Annotated in this window: 13 protein-coding genes; 1 reads left to right on the top strand and 12 read right to left on the bottom strand. The window is 70.8% G+C overall.

Annotated elements, in window-relative coordinates:
* Positions 1-29 precede the first annotated feature (29 nt).
* The 6 genes from AC068B_RS10270 to AC068B_RS10245 form a co-directional block, all read right to left on the bottom strand.
* Positions 30-1,622 carry a solute symporter family protein gene (locus AC068B_RS10270; RefSeq protein ID WP_478670464.1) on the bottom strand — a complete coding sequence of 531 codons (1,593 nt, stop codon included), beginning with the start codon at positions 1,620-1,622 and terminating at the stop codon, positions 30-32.
* The gene (locus AC068B_RS10265; protein WP_478670463.1) at positions 1,619-2,221 is read right to left on the bottom strand and encodes a DUF485 domain-containing protein; all 603 of its coding nucleotides are present in this window, start codon (positions 2,219-2,221) and stop codon (positions 1,619-1,621) included. The genes AC068B_RS10270 and AC068B_RS10265 overlap by 4 nt, the downstream gene beginning before the upstream one ends.
* 111 nt (positions 2,222-2,332) lie before the next feature.
* The gene (locus tag AC068B_RS10260; protein WP_478670460.1) at positions 2,333-3,076 is read right to left on the bottom strand and encodes a response regulator transcription factor; all 744 of its coding nucleotides are present in this window, start codon (positions 3,074-3,076) and stop codon (positions 2,333-2,335) included.
* Positions 3,073-4,218 (bottom strand): sensor histidine kinase, encoded by a 1,146-nt coding sequence (locus tag AC068B_RS10255; RefSeq protein WP_478670459.1) that lies wholly within the window; start codon positions 4,216-4,218, stop codon positions 3,073-3,075. The genes AC068B_RS10260 and AC068B_RS10255 overlap by 4 nt, the downstream gene beginning before the upstream one ends.
* Positions 4,215-4,727, bottom strand: a complete 513-nt coding sequence (locus tag AC068B_RS10250; RefSeq protein WP_478670457.1) for a DUF1453 domain-containing protein — start codon at positions 4,725-4,727, stop codon at positions 4,215-4,217. The genes AC068B_RS10255 and AC068B_RS10250 overlap by 4 nt, the downstream gene beginning before the upstream one ends.
* A 189-nt stretch (positions 4,728-4,916) precedes the next feature.
* Complete coding sequence (locus AC068B_RS10245) at positions 4,917-7,040, bottom strand: DNA gyrase/topoisomerase IV subunit B (RefSeq protein WP_478670455.1); 2,124 nt, start codon at positions 7,038-7,040, stop codon at positions 4,917-4,919.
* 441 nt (positions 7,041-7,481) lie between these two features.
* Here AC068B_RS10245 and AC068B_RS10240 point away from each other — a divergent pair, with 441 nt between their 5' ends.
* Positions 7,482-7,712, top strand: a complete 231-nt coding sequence (locus AC068B_RS10240) for a DUF7455 domain-containing protein (RefSeq protein WP_055544920.1) — start codon at positions 7,482-7,484, stop codon at positions 7,710-7,712.
* A gap of 165 nt (positions 7,713-7,877) precedes the next feature.
* On the opposite strand, the gene AC068B_RS10235 is transcribed toward AC068B_RS10240, so the two are convergent.
* The 6 genes from AC068B_RS10235 to AC068B_RS10210 form a co-directional block, all read right to left on the bottom strand.
* A complete protein-coding gene (locus AC068B_RS10235) occupies positions 7,878-8,708 on the bottom strand; it encodes a serine protease (RefSeq protein WP_478670454.1) in 831 nt (276 codons plus the stop codon).
* A gap of 142 nt (positions 8,709-8,850) precedes the next feature.
* On the bottom strand, positions 8,851-10,395 hold the full coding sequence (locus tag AC068B_RS10230; protein WP_478670451.1) for an RNA polymerase sigma factor: 1,545 nt from the start codon (positions 10,393-10,395) through the stop codon (positions 8,851-8,853).
* Positions 10,396-10,862: 467 nt separating this feature from the next.
* Positions 10,863-11,750, bottom strand: coding sequence for a FadR/GntR family transcriptional regulator (locus AC068B_RS10225; protein WP_478670450.1), 888 nt, complete (start codon positions 11,748-11,750; stop codon positions 10,863-10,865).
* A 162-nt stretch (positions 11,751-11,912) separates the two neighbouring features.
* Complete coding sequence (locus AC068B_RS10220) at positions 11,913-14,102, bottom strand: ATP-binding cassette domain-containing protein (protein ID WP_478670449.1); 2,190 nt, start codon at positions 14,100-14,102, stop codon at positions 11,913-11,915.
* A gap of 189 nt (positions 14,103-14,291) precedes the next feature.
* The gene (locus AC068B_RS10215; RefSeq protein ID WP_055563452.1) at positions 14,292-15,053 is read right to left on the bottom strand and encodes an NUDIX hydrolase; all 762 of its coding nucleotides are present in this window, start codon (positions 15,051-15,053) and stop codon (positions 14,292-14,294) included.
* Positions 15,054-15,193: 140 nt separating this feature from the next.
* Positions 15,194-17,305, bottom strand: coding sequence for a glycogen debranching N-terminal domain-containing protein (locus AC068B_RS10210; RefSeq protein ID WP_478670446.1), 2,112 nt, complete (start codon positions 17,303-17,305; stop codon positions 15,194-15,196).
* Positions 17,306-17,563: the final 258 nt, after the last annotated feature.

The following is a 17,563-nucleotide window of genomic DNA, read 5'->3' as shown; positions in this document are numbered from 1 at the left end:
CCGGAGTCCGGGCCGCCGCAAGGGAATCGTTACGCCGCACCGGCGCCGGTGAGCGACCGCACCTCCGTCTCCGCGTGCTTGGCCTCGTCCGCCTCCTCATGCGAAGTCACGGTGCCGATCCATCCCGCGAGGAAGCCCAGCGGGATGGAGACGAGGCCGGGGTTCTCCAGGGGGAAGTACTGGAAGTCGACCCCGGGGAAGAGGGAGTGGGGCCCTCCGGAGACCACCGGGGACAGGACCACCAGCGCGAGCGCGGGCAGCAGCCCCCCGTACACCGACCACACCGCACCCCGTGTCGTGAAGTTCCGCCAGAACAGGGAGTAGAGCAGCACCGGCAGATTGGCGGATGCCGCGACCGCGAAGGCGAGACCCACCAGGAACGCGACGTTGAGGTCGCGGGCCAGCAGGCCGAGGCCGATCGCGAGCACGCCGATCCCGGCCGCGGAGAGCCGGGCGACCGCCACCTCGCTGCGCGGCTTCGCGTCGCGCCGCCGCAAGGAGGCGTACAGGTCATGGGCCACGGACGCCGACGAGGCCAGCGTGATGCCCGCGACCACCGCGAGGATCGTGGCAAAGGCGATGGCGGCGACCATCGCAAACAGAACCGTTCCGCCTGTGGAGTGCGCGCCGCCTCCCAGATCGAGCGCGAGAAGCGGAACTGCCGTGTTGCCCGAGGCATTCGACCCGCGCACCGCGTCCGGGCCCACCAAGGCGGCCGCGCCGAATCCGAGCACGATCGTCATCAGGTAGAAGCTGCCGATGAGGCCGATGGACCAGACGACGGAGCGGCGGGCGGCCCGCGCGGTCGGCACGGTGTAGAAGCGGGACAGGATGTGCGGCAGACCGGCGGTACCCAGCACGAGCGCGAGCCCGAGGCTGATGAAGTCGAGGCGCGCGGTCCAGTCCCCGCCGTACTTCAACCCGGGTGCGAGGAACCGGTCGCCGTGGCCACTGCGGTCCGCCGCGGTCCACAACAGTTGGTTGACGTCACCGTGGAAGCGCACCAGGACGAGGACGGTCAGCGCGATCGCCCCGCCCATCAGCAGGACCGCCTTGACGATCTGAATCCAGGTGGTGGCCCGCATCCCTCCCAACGACACATAGATCACCATGAGCGCGCCGACGCCGATCACCGTCCAGACCTGCGCCGCCCCGCTCGTCCCGCCGAGCAGCAGCGCCACCAGTGAGCCCGCCCCCACCATCTGCGCCACCAGATAGAGAACGGACACGGTGACCGAGGAGGTTCCCGCCGCGACCCTCACCGGCCGTTCCCTCATCCGCGCCGCGACGACATCGCCGAGGGTGAACCGCCCGCAGTTGCGGACCAGTTCGGCCACGAGGAACAGGACGACCAGCCAGGCGACGAGGAAGCCCACCGAATAGAGCAGCCCGTCGTAGCCGAAGAGGGTGATCAGTCCGGAGATGCCGAGAAATGAGGCGGCCGACATGTAGTCACCGGCGATGGCGAAACCGTTCTCCATCGGGGAGAAGAGCCGCCCGCCCGCGTAGAACTCCTCCGCCGAGCCGTGCCGGTTGCGACTCGCCCAAGTGGTGATCGCGAGGGTGACGGCCACGAACACCCCGAACAACAGGAGGGCCAGGGTCTGGTGATCGCCCCTCATCGCTCCGCCCCCTGACCCCGCGACTGTCCCGGTGACACTTCCGGCCGCAGCTCCGCGGCCTGCTCCTGCCCCTGCTCCTGCCGCCGCTCGCGCTCCCGCTCCTGATCCCGCTTCTGCTCGAAGACGGCCCAGCGCAGATCGAGCGCGGCCCTGTCCCGACGCAACCGGGCATGGCGCGCATACGCCCACGTCAGCAGGAACGTCGTGAGGAACTGCCCGAGTCCCGCCACCATCGCCACGTTCACGGCACCGGTGACGGGGCGTGCCATCAGCCCCGGCGCCGTCGTCGCAGCCACGACGTATGCGAAGTACCAGGTGAAGAAGGCTGCCGTGGTCGGGACGACGAACCTCCGGTACCGGCCGCGCACTTCCTGGAAGGCAGCGCTGCGCTGCACCTCCAAGTAGATGCCGGCCGGGCTCGTGTCCCCCTGTCGGGCCGCGGTCCGGGGCGACACCACGGAAGCCGGAGCCCCTGTGCCGTCGAGCTCTCCCCAGCCGGAGGCGAACGCGTCGTACCAGGGGTCTCTCAGGTCGCCGGACCGGTCCTGGCCGGTATCGGCCCGGCCCGGCCCCACATCGGGCCCGTCGTGCTTCTCCACCGAACTCTCCTTAGTCCGCGGCCCTGTTCGGCCACGTGCCCAAGGATGGACAGAACGGGAAGATCCCTGACTCTCCTCTCAATGCTCTTCACCCCATCAGGTGAAGCCTCGTCAGGTGCCGGATCCTCTGTCCAGCTTGATGAGTCCATGTCTGTACGCGTAACGCACGGCCTGCGCACGGTCCTTGAGGCCTGCCTTCGCGAAGAGGTTGTTGATGTGGGTCTTCACCGTCGCGGTGGAGACGTGCAAGGACCTCGCGATCTCGTGGTTCGACATCCCCTCCGCGATCAGGACGAGCACTTCGGTCTCCCGCGTGGTGAGCCCGTCCGGGGGCTCCGCCGCCGAGGCCGACTCCGACTCCGGCTCCGACAACCGCTCGAGGAGCCTGCGCTGGATCCGCGGGGAGAGCCCCGCATCACCCGAGAGCACGTCCTCGACGGCCCGCACGATCTCGTCCCCGCCCGCGTCCTTGGTCAGATAGCCGCGTGCCCCCGCCTTGAGCGCAGGGAACAGCGAATCGTCGTCGGCGTAGGTCGTGAGCACGACGACCTGCGTCCCCGGATACTCGGCGCGGATACGCCGCGTCGCCTCCGCGCCGTCGCAGCGGGGCATGCGCAGGTCCATCAGGACGACGTCCGGAGCGAGTTCGGCGACGAGGCGGACGGCCTCCAGGCCGTCCGCACCGGCACCCACCACCTCGATGCCGGGCAGCAGCCCCAGCAGCATCACGATCCCCTCGCGCACCACGGTCTGGTCGTCGACCACGATCACCCGCGCGGGTGGCCTGCCACCGCCCTCCGCAGGAACTGCCGGACTGACCTCTGCGGCCCCCGCGGCGCCCTCGTCCCCCGTCATCCCGGCACCCTCAGCGTCACCACGAAGCCCTCCTCACCAGGTCCCGCCTCCAGGGACCCGCCCAGCAACTCGGCCCGCTCACGCATCCCCAGCAGACCGTACCCGGCGCCGGAGGTGGCGAGCTCACCCGGCGTTTCCCCTCCCGAATCCCTGACGTCGAGCCGCACTTCACCTTCCCCGTACCGCAGGCACACCTGGACCTTCGCGCCCGGCGCATGCTTGCGGACGTTCGTCAGGGCCTCCTGCGCCACTCTGCGCACCGCCTGGGACGCCTCGGCGGGCAGGGGGCGCCGGTCCCCCGCCACGGTGACCGACGCACGGTCGGCCGTGACGAGCTCACGCAGGAAGTCCTCGACCGGCGTCATCTCCCCGCGCAGCGCGGACAGCGCCTGTCTCGTCTCGGCGAGTCCTTCCCTCGCCATGGACCGCGCCGCCACCACCCGGTCCAGAACCTGCTCCTTGGACGCGTCCCGCTCGATCAGCAGCCGGGCGGCCTCTAGGTGGACGAGCTGTGCGGAGAGGCTGTGAGCGAGCACGTCGTGGATCTCGCGGGCGATGCGGGACCGCTCTGCGAGGGCGGCCGACTCCGTCTCCGCGGCCCGCGCGGCGCGCTCCTGTGCCAGCAGCCGGAGGGCGCTGCCCCGGGCCTCGGCATCCAGCCGCAGGGTGTACCCGGCCAGCACGAGGCCGATGACGGTGAGCGCGGTGACGAGCGGGCTGTCGCTGATGTACACGGCATATCCGGTCATGGCCACGATGACGACGGGTGCTGCCGCGGCGAGTGGCAGTCGCTCCAGAGCGGAGATCGCCGAGCCGCACCACAGCACCATGGCGAGCACCCGCCAGTCACCGGACTCCGCGGCGAGCGCGGCAGCCAGGAGCAGCGCCATCAGCGCCAGGGAGGGCCAGAGGCGGTGGGCGAACGAGACGCGGAAGAACGCCCATCCCGCCGTGGTGACGGCCAGGACCACGGCCACTCCGGCGACCAGCCGCCAGCCGCGGTCCGCATGGAACGCATGCCACAGCAGGCTGCTGACGATCACCACGCGCAGGACTCTGACGAACCACAGCCGGGCGATGCTCATCCCTGCCCAGGTGAGCGCCTCCCGGGAGGGCCACCTCGTCCACCAGTCGCCACTCACACGGGTTCCTTCCGCGTCGGCTCGGGCGCCGCGTGGGCCATACCGTACGCCGAGCGTCCTGTTCCTGCGCGCAGCACGAGGAGACCGCTGCGGACCAGCAGCGTGGCCGCGAGGGCCAGCATCAGGCCGGAACTGCCCTGCCGCACGTCCAGCAGCGCGCCGATTCCGAATAGGCCCGCCCGCAGCCCGATCCCGACGGCCCAGACCACGGCGGTGGCCTTGGTGCCCTTGCTCCACGCGGTGCCGTCCGGCTCCGTCCACACATGGGAGGTCCGCGCCCAGCCGGCCCCCATCGCCAGGCCGACGCCCACTTCGACGGCCAGCAGCGCCACAGACTCGACACGGTGCTGGGGATCGAGCAGGTCGGGATCGCGCACGGCCATGAAGATCAGCACTGCTGGTATCAGCCACCAGCGCCTGTCCGTGCCGATCTCCTGCGCCTTGAACTGGCGGACGACCACCAGCACCACGACGGCGCAGATCACCAGTGCGTTGGTGAGCCCGGACATGTCAGCCTCCGTACGGCGAGCGGGGACGAGGCCGATCCGCGGAGGATCGACGCCTTCGACGCTACGGAAACCGCCTGGTCACGGCATCGGCGCAGGGGTTGAACACGGGTGGAGCCGTGCTCTCCACCCGCAGGTGGAGAGCACGGCTCCTGTCGTGCCTGACGAGCCTCTGTGGCGTACGCGACGGAGTTACGCGTCGATCCGCGAGCGGTCCAGCGTCGCCGCGGAGCTGGTGATGAATTCCTTGCGCGGCGCGACGTCGTTGCCCATCAGCAGATCGAAGACCTGTTCTGCGGAGTCCAGGTCGGAGATGTTGATGCGGCGCAGGGTCCGGAAGCGCGGGTCCATCGTCGTCTCGGCCAGCTGGTCGGCGTCCATCTCGCCCAGGCCCTTGTAGCGCTGGATGGAGTCCTTGTAGCGGACGTTCTTGCGCTGCAGTTCGAGCAGCGTCTCGCGCAGCTCGCGGTCCGAGTACGTGTAGATGTACTTGTCCTGGCCCTTCTTCGGCTGGCTGAGCTCGATGCGGTGCAGCGGCGGGACCGCCGCGAACACGCGCCCCGCCTCGACCATCGGCCGCATGTACCGCTGGAAGAGCGTCAGCAGCAGGATCCGGATGTGCGCGCCGTCGACATCGGCGTCCACGAGCAGGATGATCTTCCCGTAACGCGCCGCGTCGATGTCGAAGGTCCGGCCCGACCCGGCTCCTATGACCTGGATGATCGCGCCGCACTCCACGTTCTTCAGCATGTCCGTCACGGACGCCTTCTGAACGTTGAGGATCTTGCCGCGGATGGGCAGGAGCGCCTGGAACTCGGAGTTCCGGGCGAGCTTGGCGGTGCCGAGCGCGGAGTCTCCCTCGACGATGAAGAGCTCACTGCGCTCCACGTCGTCGCTGCGGCAGTCGGCGAGCTTCGCAGGCAGCGACGAGGACTCCAGGGCCGTCTTCCGCCGCTGGGCGTCCTTGTGCTGGCGGGCCGCGATGCGCGTGCGGGCGGCGGCGACGGCCTTGTCCATGACGGCGCGGGCCTGGGCCTTCGCGTCCCGCTTGGTCGACGTCAGGAACGCCTTGAGTTCCTTGGCGATGACGGTCGCGACGATGCGGTTGGCCGCGGAGGTGCCGAGCACCTCCTTGGTCTGGCCCTCGAACTGCGGCTCCGCGAGGCGGACCGTGACGACCGCCGTGAGGCCCTCCAGGGCGTCGTCCTTGACGATGTCGTCCTCGGCGACGCGGAGCACCTTCTGGGTGCGCATCGCCTCGTTCATCGTCTTGGTGAGGGAGCGCTCGAAGCCGGTGACATGGGTGCCGCCCTTGGGGGTGGCGATGATGTTGACGAAGGACTTGATCGCCGTGTCGTACCCGGTGCCCCAGCGCATCGCGACGTCTACGGCGAGCTCGCGGGTGACCTCGGTGGGCGTCATCTGGCCGTGCTCGTCCAGGACGGGAACGGTCTCCTTGAAGCTGCCCTGGCCGGAGAACCGGAGGACGTCGCAGACCGCCTTGTCCTGCGCCAGGTACTCGCAGAACTCGCTGATTCCGCCGTCGAAGCGGAAGGATTCCTCGCCCTTCGAGCCGCCATCGCCGAGGCCGAGCTCGTCCCGCACGACGATGGTCAGCCCGGGGACCAGGAAGGCGGTCTGGCGGGCACGCTGGTGCAGGTTCTCCAGCGAGAGCTTGGCGTCCTTGAGGAAGATCTGGCGATCAGCCCAGTAGCGCACGCGCGTGCCGCTGCGGGCCTTGGGGATCTTCTTGACCTTGCTCAGCGTGGCCGAGGAGTCGAAGGGCGCATCGGGGCCCGGCTTGGCGAAGGCGCCGGGGACGCCGCGGCGGAAGCTGATCGCGTGGGTGTGCCCGGCGCGGTCCACCTCGACGTCGAGGCGCGCGGAGAGCGCGTTCACCACGGAGGCGCCCACGCCGTGCAGGCCGCCGGAAGCGGCGTAGGAGCCGCCGCCGAACTTGCCGCCCGCGTGCAGCTTGGTCATGACGACCTCGACCCCGGAGAGGCCGGTCTTGGGCTCGACGTCGACAGGGATGCCTCGGCCGTTGTCGCGGACCTCTACTGAGGCGTCGTCGTGGAGGATGACCTCGATGTTGTCGCAGTACCCGCCCAGGGCCTCGTCGACGGAGTTGTCGATGATCTCCCAGAGGCAGTGCATCAGGCCGCGGCTGTCCGTCGACCCGATGTACATGCCCGGACGCTTGCGGACGGCCTCGAGCCCCTCCAGGACGAGCAGGTGCCGCGCGGTGTAGTTGGAACCGTCCCGGTCTGCTCCTGTCAGCAACGCTGTGGACGGCACGGACGTCTCGGCGGTCACGCGGTTCGCTCCTCGCTGAATTTCAAGGGGAGTCCTTTGGGGTAAGGACGCGGCTTCGGTTACCGGTCAGAGGGTACCGAGGCCTGGTAGAGCCGTTGTAACGCCACCCTCGTCTCAACTCAGACTAGTCCAGACTCGTATACATGTTCGATCCCTCGATTGAGTGAAGCGCACGTCACGTTCCCTTCGAGGCATGAACCATTTAGGCTCCGGGCACGTCCTCATCAACAACCGGCAAGCCAGCCGGGGACGACTTGACCTGACAGACAGCGCGAAACCGTAAGACACGTAAGAGACGCAATACGGCACATTCGCCGCCAACCGGCAACGGACAGCCACCTCGAAAGAAAAGTTCGAGGAAAAGCCACGAGCGGGAACGTTTTCGGCCTGGTTGGATGTTGACCCTGGTACGACAGCTCGTCGAGCTAGAGAAGAGGCGACGTGACTACTGTTCTGACCCCCGCGAGCCCCCTGACGGCCGCTGATCGCTGCGACCGCTGCGGCGCCCAGGCATACCTGCGCGTCGTCCTGTTGAGCGGCGGTGAACTGCTCTTCTGCGCCCACCACGGTCGCAAGTTCGAGCCGGAACTCAAGAAGATCGCCGCTGAGATACAGGATGAGACGGAGCGCCTGACCGCCGTTCCGGAAAGCGCCACCGAAGAGGAACGCTGACACCTCGCATAAACGACGAGCCAGCTCCGGCGCACCAGGCCGGCGAACGGGCGGCCGCCTCTGCCAACAGCAGGGGCGGCCGCCCGCTCTCGTTACAGAGGCGCCCAGGGCCCTTCCCGGCCGCCCTGGGTCGTCCGCCGACCCGCCACCGGGCGGACGATCGGCTCAGCCGTGGGCACCCAGCACCCTGGTGACGTCCGAGACCCTCGTATAGACGCCAGGACTCCCCGGACGGCCGCAGCCGCTCCCCCAGGACACGAGCCCGATCAGCCGCCCGCGTGCGACCAGCGGCCCGCCGCTGTCCCCCTGACAGGCGTCCCGCCCACCACGCATCTCCCCGGCGCAGAGCATCGTCCGGGCCATGTACCGCCCGTCGGCACTGCCCGGGTAGGCCTCCTCGCACACGGAGTCGGCCAGCACCCCGACGCGCGCCGAACGCAGCGTACGGGCGTAATCACCCGCCCCCGTGGTGTCCCCCCAGCCGTACACGGCAGCGCCCGTACCCGGCTCGTACGCCGGGTCACCGGGCCCCGCCATCCGGATCGTGCGCCCTTCGGGGAGCGGCTCGGCCAGGGTCAGGGCCGCCACGTCGCCGGAGTTCGTGTGCGGGTCGTACTCCGGGTTGATCCGGACCCGGCGTACGGAAACCTCCTCACCCTCCGACGACCGCAGATCTCCGCGGCCGACGATGACCTTCAGGTCCGTCACCTCACTCAGCGGCACCCCCAGCACGTCCTTGGTCATGCAGTGGGCCGCGGTCAGGACCGTCGAGCGCCCGGTGACCACACCGCCGCAGAACTGTCCGGCGCGCGCGCCTCCGAACCGGTCACGGCTGGAGAGAGCGACCGCCCACGGGCTCTCGGACACATCCACCGGACCACCCCCGATGACCACGCTGTCAGCCGCCGCAGGGGCCGGAGAGGCCAGTGGCAGGACAGCGGTGGTGGCCGCCAGAGCCAGTGCCCCCGTCCACGCTCGGGCGAAGGGACGACGCATGCGATCTCCTCACTCTGGGTTGACAGTTCGTATCCCAGAGTCATGCAGTATTCCTCACCCCGCACCCGCGCATACGGAAGGCCCGAAGCCGCTTGTCGCGGACTTCGGGCCTTCCGTGGAGCGCTCCGGGGAGTGCTTGTGCCTAGTCGAGGTAGTCGCGCAGGACCTGCGAGCGCGACGGGTGACGCAGCTTCGACATCGTCTTCGACTCGATCTGACGGATGCGCTCACGCGTCACGCCGTAGACCTTGCCGATCTCGTCGAGGGTCTTGGGCTGGCCGTCCGTGAGGCCGAAGCGCATGGAGACCACGCCCGCCTCACGCTCGGACAGGGTGTCCAGGACGGAGTGCAGCTGCTCCTGGAGGAGCGTGAAGCTGACCGCGTCAGCGGGCACGACCGCTTCGGAGTCCTCGATGAGGTCACCGAACTCGCTGTCGCCGTCCTCACCCAGGGGGGTGTGGAGGGAGATCGGCTCACGGCCGTACTTCTGGACCTCGATGACCTTCTCCGGGGTCATGTCGAGTTCCTTGGCCAGCTCCTCCGGGGTGGGCTCGCGGCCCAGGTCCTGGAGCATCTGGCGCTGGACACGGGCCAGCTTGTTGATGACCTCGACCATGTGCACCGGGATACGGATGGTGCGGGCCTGGTCGGCCATGGCGCGGGTGATCGCCTGACGGATCCACCAGGTGGCGTACGTGGAGAACTTGTAGCCCTTGGTGTAGTCGAACTTCTCGACCGCGCGGATCAGACCGAGGTTGCCCTCCTGGATGAGGTCCAGGAAGAGCATGCCGCGGCCGGTGTAGCGCTTGGCCAGGGAGACCACCAGACGGAGGTTGGCCTCCAGGAGGTGGTTCTTGGCGCGGCGCCCGTCCTCGGCGATGATCTCCAGCTCGCGCTTGAGCTTCGGGGCGAGCTTGTCGGCGTTGGCCAGCTTGTCCTCGGCGAACAGGCCGGCCTCGATGCGCTTGGCGAGCTCGACCTCCTGCTCGGCGTTGAGCAGCGGGACCTTGCCGATCTGCTTCAGGTAGTCCTTGACGGGGTCGGCGGTGGCGCCGGCCGCGGCGACCTGCTGGGCAGGCGCGTCGTCCTCGTCCTCGTCGGAGAGGACGAAGCCCTGGGCGCCTTCCTCGGCCGGCTCGCCCTCGCCGGACTTGCCGGCGGCGGGCGTCTCCTCGGTGGCCTCTTCGTCCAGGAGCTCGTCGGCATCCTTCTTGGACGTGGTCTTCTTGGCCGCCGTCTTCTTGGCGGTGGTCTTCTTGGCGACGGCCTTCTTGGCCGTCGTCTTCTTGGCTGCGACCTTCTTCGCGGGCGCGTCCTCGGCGGTGCCGTCCGCGATCGGCGCCTCAGTGGCGGCGGTGGCGGTGGGCTTCGCCGTGGTGGCCTTGGCCGCGACCGTCCTGGTCGCGGTGCGCTTGGCCGGGCTCTTCGCTGCGACGCTCTTGCGGGGGCGCTTCGGCTCCGCGGCACTGACCATCAGCGTCACACCCTCTTCCTCGAGGATCTGGTTGAGGCTGCGCAGAACGTTCTTCCACTGAGTGGCCGGGATCTGGTCAGCTTCGAAGGCCCGACGCACGTCATCGCCGGCGATCTGCCCATCAGCCTTTCCCCGCTCGATGAGCGCCATGACAGAGACGGATTCGGCGATCTCCGGCGGGAGCGTACGGGATGTGCTGGCCGACACGAACAACCTCTCGGAACGTTGGAAAACGGCTTCCGGCCCCGTCCATTGTGGACCGGAGCCGACGACCGGCGGCTGGGGATTGGGCCGACGGCGCGGGCGGGGCCGGGGAGCTGCACAGCGTCGCGAACGACCGCTGTATTCCCTCCTCGGCTATCACCTCTTAGGTCATCGCGCTGTTCCTTGGAGCGTTACGCCCAATCTACGTGGCCCGAGTCACACCCCGTAAGCGCTCAAAAGCATCCAGATGCGGTCAGAAGCGGCCTATACGCATGCACGAATGATCCCCCGATGCCCCACGAAGAAACCCCCCACATTCGTGTCGCCGGACACCGCCCCGCTCTCGAGGAGCTCGGCAGGTCCGGCGACACAGGGAGCGGCGGCGGAGTCGCCGACGGGTACGGAGTGACGTACGCGACGACTTCAGCGCTGCCGCGGGGCACGCGCACGACCGCGGCGCCGGCGTGGACGCGCGGTCAGTGCTCGCGCGGGGCGGGCACGACGCGCTCCACCTCCGGGTGGACCGTGAGCAGCTGCCGCATGGCGGCCTCCGCGCCGGACCCGTCGCCCGCCGCGAGGGCGTCGACGACGCGGGAGTGGTGCACGAGAGAGGCCTCGCTGGGACGGTCACAGCCGGTGATCGGCCCGCCGGAGACCTGCAGCGCGGCGGAGACGATGCCGGAGAGGTGCTCCAGCATGCGGTTGCCCGCGACCTGGATGAGCAGCGAGTGGAATTCGGCGTCCGCGCGGGAGAAGGTGATCATGTCGCCCTGGCCCAGCGCGTGCCCCATGATCTCGACCATGTCGGCGAGGCGCTGCTGCACCTCCTCGCGGCCGTGCCCGGCGGCGAGGCGCGCGGCGAGGGGCTCGATCATCCAGCGCAGCTCGCCGAGCTCGCGTCGCTGGTCGTCACGCTGCGGCCCGAAGGCCCGCCACTCGATGATGTCGGGGTCGAGCAGGTTCCAGTCGCTGACGGGACGCACGCGCGTGCCGACGTTGGGCCGGGCGCTGACCAGGCCCTTGGCCTCGAGCACGCGCAGGGACTCGCGCACGACGGTGCGGGAGACCTCGAAGCGCTGGCCGATCTCCTCGGGAACGAGCGGCCGGTCGGCGCCGAGGTCACCAGAAACGATCATCTGACCGAGCTGCTGGACGAGTTGGCCGTGCAGCCCTCGGCCGCGGCTTCCGGCGGCGCGCCGGCCCACGCGCCCCAGGTCCTGGTCGGGGCCGTCCCACACGGGGGAGGCGACGCGGTCGCCGCCCGGAGAGTCCCCGTACGGGTATCGGTCGAGGCCGCCCGAGCCGGCGAGGCCGGAGTCGGCGGAGCGGGCGGCGGTCATCATGGTGTGCGCAAGGGTATTCACGGATCAGTTGTCGGCGCTGCCTCCAACTCCCTTGAGGTCTTTGGTGAAAAGCACACGAAAGGGTGATCGCTTACCTCGCCGCAATTGACGCCTTATCGGAAAGAAATGGACGTCCTCCGGGGAGTTGTGCACAGCCCCGCTCCCGAAGGCGACGGACGGTCGTCAACGGACTCTGGTGCGCATCGCCGTGAGCAGATATGCGCAGAGCAGAGCGGTCAGCGACAACATCAGCGCGGTGCCCACGGGTTGGGCGATCATGCGCACTCCCGCCGCCAGATACCGCTCGACGCCGAACGGCCACTGCACCAGAGCGAGGTCCCGAAGCCGCGCGGGAAGCCCGGCCGCCGATCGCACAGACGGTCCCTCGACGGCCTTCTGTACGAGGGGTACGACGATGATCGGCACGGCGAGCACCGCGGCGAGCCCGGCGGTCGTGGACCGGAAGACGCCCGCGGCCAGCACACCGGCCCAGGCGCACCCCGTCACCAGGGCGAACCAACTGGCGCTCAGGGAAAGCCAGTCCGAGGGAACTTTCGTGAGCTCGTCTCCGTATACAAGGTGGAGCAGCGCGGCATCGGAGACCACCGCCAGAGTGCTCAGCAGCAGCGCCGCGACGGCGGCGACGAGGAGTTTGGCGCCGAGCATCCCGAGGCGGCGCGGGACGGTGCCCCGGTCCGTGGCGAGGGCGGGGTGGCGGAACTCGTCACCGAAGGCGAGAGCGCCCAGCAGTCCGGCGCCGAGGGCGGCGGGCGGCAGAGGAAGTTCGTGGGGCCAGGCGGCGAGGAGGTGCGGCTGCGGCGTGTGCCCGGTCCGCGCCAGGAAGGCGGAGAACAAGGCGGAGACGGCGAGGACGGCGGCCAGGGTGAAGTAGCCCGTGCCGACGCCCAGCAGGCGACGCAACTCGTAGCGCAGGGGCCGAAGCGGGCTTCTGCCGGGACGGACGGTGATGGGGGGCGGTAGCGCGGAGGCGGAAGCCGAGGCCGTGTTCTGAGGGGCGGGCCGGGGCGCCGTGGGTGCGTCGGCGCGGTGGACGCCGCTTTCGAGCGGGATGGTGTCGTCGCATTCGAGCGGAAGCAGGGTGACCAACGGGCCCTGTGGGGTCTTGGTCTCCTGTGGGGTCTTGGTCTCCCGTGGGGACTGCGGGGGCCCTTGCGGGGGCTGTGGGGTCCCTTGGGGGGACTGTGGGGTCCCTCGCGGCGCTTCGCCCCTGTCTGCCGCCGAGACCTCGGCGGAGGCTCCGTCGAGGGCGTCTGTGGGAGCTGCGGCCACCTCTGCGGCGTCGGCGGAGTCGTCGGCCGGGCAGGAGTCGGTGTGCGCCTCGGGGACGGGTGTGGAGTCCGGCGGGATCGCGAGCTCCGATCGCCCCGGCCTGCTCGTGCGACTCCGCTGCTCCGACTGTCCTCGCTGCCCTGGCTGCCCTGGCTGCCCGGACTGCCCCGGCTGCCCGGACCGCCCGGACCGCCCGGACTGACTCGACGGCCCCGCATCGCCGATCTCGTCGGCGAGTTGGTGGACGAGGATGCCGTGCCGGTACGCGGCGTCCCCCACCGCGGCGCACGTGCTTCCGTACACGGAGAGCCGGTTGCCGTCCTCCTTGACCACCTCGATCGAGCGCTGTCCCGCGCGCGCCTCCTTGGCGAGGAGCGTGCCCAGGCGGGCGGCGTGCGGGCTCCGGACGGCGACGCGGGGGCGGAGTCTGGTCCGTGCGAAGTCCGCGGCCTCCTGGTCGGCGATGAGACGTCCCGACTCCAGTGTGACGACGTGATCAGCGCTCCGGGCGGCCTCCTTGGGGTCGTTCGTCGCGAACAGGACCGTGCCGCCCTGGGCGGCGTGCGCGCGCAGAATGCCGTGCAGCCAGGCGCTCTCCTTGACCGAGAGGCCGTCGCCCGGCCCGTCCAGGACGAGCGTGTGGGGGTCGGCGAGCAGCGCGCACGCCAGCCCCAGTCGGCGGTCCATGCCGCGCGAGAGGGTGCCGAGTCGCTGGTCGCGGAGGCTGACGAGTCCGACGGCCTCAAGGACGTCGTCGGCACGCAGGACGGGCACGCCCACGGCCGCGCACAGCATGCGCAAATGGCCGCGGACCGAACGCGCGGGGTGCCCTGGGACATCGCCCATGAGGACGCCGACCTCGCGCGACGGATGGGCGATGCGGTGCAGGGGGCGGCCTCTGAAGTACGTGATGCCACGGCCCTGTTGGAGTTCGAGCATCAACCGCAGCGCCGTGGTCGTGCCGATGGACTCGGCATCGAGCAGCGCCGTGACACGGCCGGTGCGTGCCTCGAACGACACGTCTTCCACGGCGGGCGGGAGCTCCTGGCGGGGATTGCTGGTCAGTCCGATGGCCTGGATCATCGCTTCTCTCGCAGGATGTGCGACCGCTCGGCGGCCGGGGCCCGTCCGCCGGATCGGGGACGGACGAACCCCGTGGGTACTGCAGCAAGATAACGCGACATTTGCGGCTTTTCGGTCAGGGCATGGGCCACTGGTGTCCACCGAGCGGCCCGACCCCCGAGGATCAGCAGGTGACGCCGAGCGCGGCCGTCAGACTTCGGGGCGCAGCATCGGCGGGTTGAGGAGCGTCGCACCGCCCGCGCGGAAGAGCTGGGCGGGGCGTCCGCCCTGCCGGGTGGTGGTCCCGCCGGTGGGCACGAGGAAGCCCGGGGTGCCCGTGACCTTGCGGTGGAAGTTGCGCGGGTCGAGGACGACGCCCCAGACGGCCTCGTACACCCGCCGCAGCTCGCCGACGGTGAACTCCGGTGGACAGAAGGCCGTGGCCAGCGAGGAGTACTCGATCTTGGAGCGGGCGCGCTCCACTCCGTCGGCGAGGATCTGGGCGTGGTCGAAGGCGAGGGGTGCGGCCTGTTCGTCCTCGCGGCCGTAGCCCCCCTGCTTGAGCAGGGCCTCCACCGGGGCCCAGCGGGCGCTGTTCGCGTCGCCGCCGGCTCGTGGCGCGGGCAGGTCAGGAGCGAGCGCGAGATGGGCGACGCTGACCACGCGCATGCGCGGATCGCGCTTGGGGTCGCCGTACGTGGCGAGCTGTTCGAGGTGCGCTCCGTTGGCCTGGGCCGGGGCGTCGGGCGCGTGCGCGCACAGGCCCGTCTCCTCGCTCAGTTCGCGCGCGGCCGCCGACGACAGGTCCTCATCGGCACGTACGAACCCTCCGGGCAGCGCCCAACGTCCCTGGAACGGCTGCTCACCGCGCCGTACGGCCAGCGCACAGAGCGCATGGCGGCGCACGGTCAGCACGACCAGGTCGACGGTGACTGCGAAGGGCGGGAAGGCCGACGGGTCGTAGGGCGACATGCCGCGATCATAGTCGTCTGCTTGACGATAAACACCTCCTTCACCCATTGCTGTCCGGTTGCTTCCCGTCGCTCCTCCACCCGGGTCGCCAGGTCCGCGGGTCCGTTCGTCCGTGCGCCGTCGCGGCGCGTGGGGCAGGGTCACACCCCCAACTGCAGCCCGTCGGCCGCCTCCTCAACCATGGCGAGGCCGAGCCTGCTCACGCGCACGGAGAACGGGGCTCCCGCGACGCTCAGCGCGCTCAGCCCCAGCTCCCCCAGCGGGGCGCTGCGGATCGGATTGAGCTTCACCGTGCCCGCGGGCGCGTCGGGCCGGATCCCGGCGAGCGCCGCAAGGACGTGCACCCCGGCGGCCGCGGCGGTTGCCGCCGGGCGGCAGGCCGCCGGGTGCGGCAGCGGAGCTCCGCCTTCCGTGCGCTGCTCCCCCGCGTACATCTCGGGCAGCCGGTGGCCGAAGCACTCGGCCGCGGACAGCAGGCCGCGCAGGAGGGAGCTCGCCTCCTTCTCGTACCCCGCCGCCGCGAGGCCCGTGACGGCGACAGCCGTCTCCTGCACGCGGACCGCTCCGCCCCGGTGCCCGAACGGGTTGTACGCGGCCTCCTTCGCCCCCAGGCTGCGCAGCCCCCAGCCGGAGTCCATGACGGGGCCGCCGAACAGCCGGGCGAGCTGCTCGGTCCTGATCTTGTCGAGCAGTCCGGGGGCGAGCGTGCCCGACCCGAGCAGGCCGGTGTCCAGGAGGTGGGCCGCTGCCGAGGTGAGGTGCGGCACGGGCCTGCCGTCGGCCAGGCGGGCGGCGGCCGGTCTGCCACCGGCCCGGTCGTCCACCCAGAACTGCTCCTGGAAGGCGGACCGCAACCGGGCCGCCCACTGGCGCAGGCCCATGGGATCCGCGCGGCCGTGCGCGTCGAGCAGGTCGGCGCCCAGCAGTGCGGCTCGATGCGCGTGCGCCTGGACTTCGCTGCGCGCGATTCCTGCCGAGCGGACGTCGGACAGGAAGACGCCGTCGCCGACCGAGGTGCGCAGCCACCGCAGGCAACGCTCCGCCGCGGGCAGCAGCTCCTCGACCTCCTGCCCCGGCAGGCCCCAGCGCCAGGCTTCCGCGAGGAGCACAGGGAAGAGCAGGGTCGCCTCGGTGGCCGTACAGCCGGGTGGCAGGTGCGGGCCCGCATCCCGCAGCGGTCCCGGGATCAGGCCCGACCGGGGCCCGGGGCCCTCGACCTGGGTGCGGGCGAGCGTGCGCAGCGTCCCCGCGGCGATGCGCGTGCCCAGCGGCAGTGCCATGCGGGCGGCGGCCAGCGCCTCGGCCGGTGCGAGTCCGCAGCGCCACGGCGCTCCGGCGGCCGGATACACGTCGGCCGGGTGCGCGGCGTCGCGGAGCAGCAGCGCCTGCAGGTCCTCGACGGACCGGGCGAGCAGCGACTGGACCCTCGGGTCGTCACCGACCGCCCGCGCCCCGGCGGCCGAGCGCATCGCACCGTGCCCCGCCGCACGGACCGGTCCCGTGCCGTCGGGCCGCACCCTCAGCTCCACGCTCCGGGAGGCGCCCGGCGGCAGCTCCACCTCCCAGCGCAGCAGCCCCGCGGAGGCCAGGGCATCCGCGGGTGCGGGGTCGGCCGTGACGACGCAGTGCGCGGCGGCGGAGGACCACCGCATACCGGAGTCGTGCACGCTGGCAGGCAGTTCGGGTCCTGCCCGGCCCGAGGCGACCGCGCCCACCTCCGCGAGGTCGGTGCCCAGCGAGACCTCCAGGGGCAGCCGCAGGGGGCGCCCCGAAGCGCTGTGCAGGGTGATCCGCTCGGTGCCGTCCGCGTGCCGGATCCGCTCGACGACGACCTCCGGATCGGGGCCGCCGTCCGTCGACAGACGGAGCGTCGCGACGAACCGGGCGCGGTCCGCGGAGAGCATGCGGGCCTGCACGGCGACCGGATCGCGCCCCGCCACCCGCACGTGACAGCGGGACAGGGTCCGGCGCCCCGCGCGGTAGAACCCCTCCAGCCCGCGGCCGGTCAGCTGTCCCTCGTCCGTCGAGATCGCGAGGGCGGGCAGGGCGACGCAGATCAGCGCGGTGTGTGCGGGCGGGAGTTCACGGACGCGGCGCGGCTCGGGGGCCGGTGAGGGTGACGGGCGCGAGCGCGGGGGCACGGGCGTGGGCACGTACGGGAACGGGGGCGGGGATGACGTGGGTGAGGACGGTGAGGGCGAGAACGAGGTCGACGGGGGCCGTCCGGTCGGCGGGACCGTGCGGGCCTGCATGGCTCGCTGCGGTTCCGCTGCGTCGAACCTGTCGGGCCTGTCGGGCCTGTCGGATCCATCAGATCCGTTGAGGCCGTTGAGCCTTGCGGGTCTCTCAGGTCGTTCGGATCTGCCGGATCTATCGGCTCTGCCGAAGCTGCCGAAGCTGTCGAAGTCGGAAGACGGAGCGGGAAGAGACATGGGCAGCTTCTTTTGCGTTGTCTGCAGTGTCTGCGGTGTCTGAGGTCTGCGGCGGCACGACCCGGCTGGGGGTACCGC

The sequence above is a fragment of the Streptomyces sp. NPDC042371 genome, assembly GCF_056437465.1.
Note: the sequence above shows the minus strand (reverse complement) of the source record. Positions and strands in the feature narration are given on the sequence as shown.

What these genes read in the sequence shown, in the direction of transcription:
- AC068B_RS10270 (WP_478670464.1), bottom strand. Translation starts at nt 1,622, where the DNA reads ATGAGGGGCGATCACCAGACCCTGGCCCTCCTGTTGTTCGGGGTGTTC.
- AC068B_RS10260 (WP_478670460.1), bottom strand. Translation starts at nt 3,076, where the DNA reads ATGACGGGGGACGAGGGCGCCGCGGGGGCCGCAGAGGTCAGTCCGGCA.
- AC068B_RS10250 (WP_478670457.1), bottom strand. Translation starts at nt 4,727, where the DNA reads ATGTCCGGGCTCACCAACGCACTGGTGATCTGCGCCGTCGTGGTGCTG.
- AC068B_RS10235 (WP_478670454.1), bottom strand. Translation starts at nt 8,708, where the DNA reads ATGCGTCGTCCCTTCGCCCGAGCGTGGACGGGGGCACTGGCTCTGGCG.
- AC068B_RS10220 (WP_478670449.1), bottom strand. Translation starts at nt 14,102, where the DNA reads ATGATCCAGGCCATCGGACTGACCAGCAATCCCCGCCAGGAGCTCCCG.
- AC068B_RS10215 (WP_055563452.1), bottom strand. Translation starts at nt 15,053, where the DNA reads ATGTCGCCCTACGACCCGTCGGCCTTCCCGCCCTTCGCAGTCACCGTC.
- AC068B_RS10210 (WP_478670446.1), bottom strand. Translation starts at nt 17,305, where the DNA reads ATGCAGGCCCGCACGGTCCCGCCGACCGGACGGCCCCCGTCGACCTCG.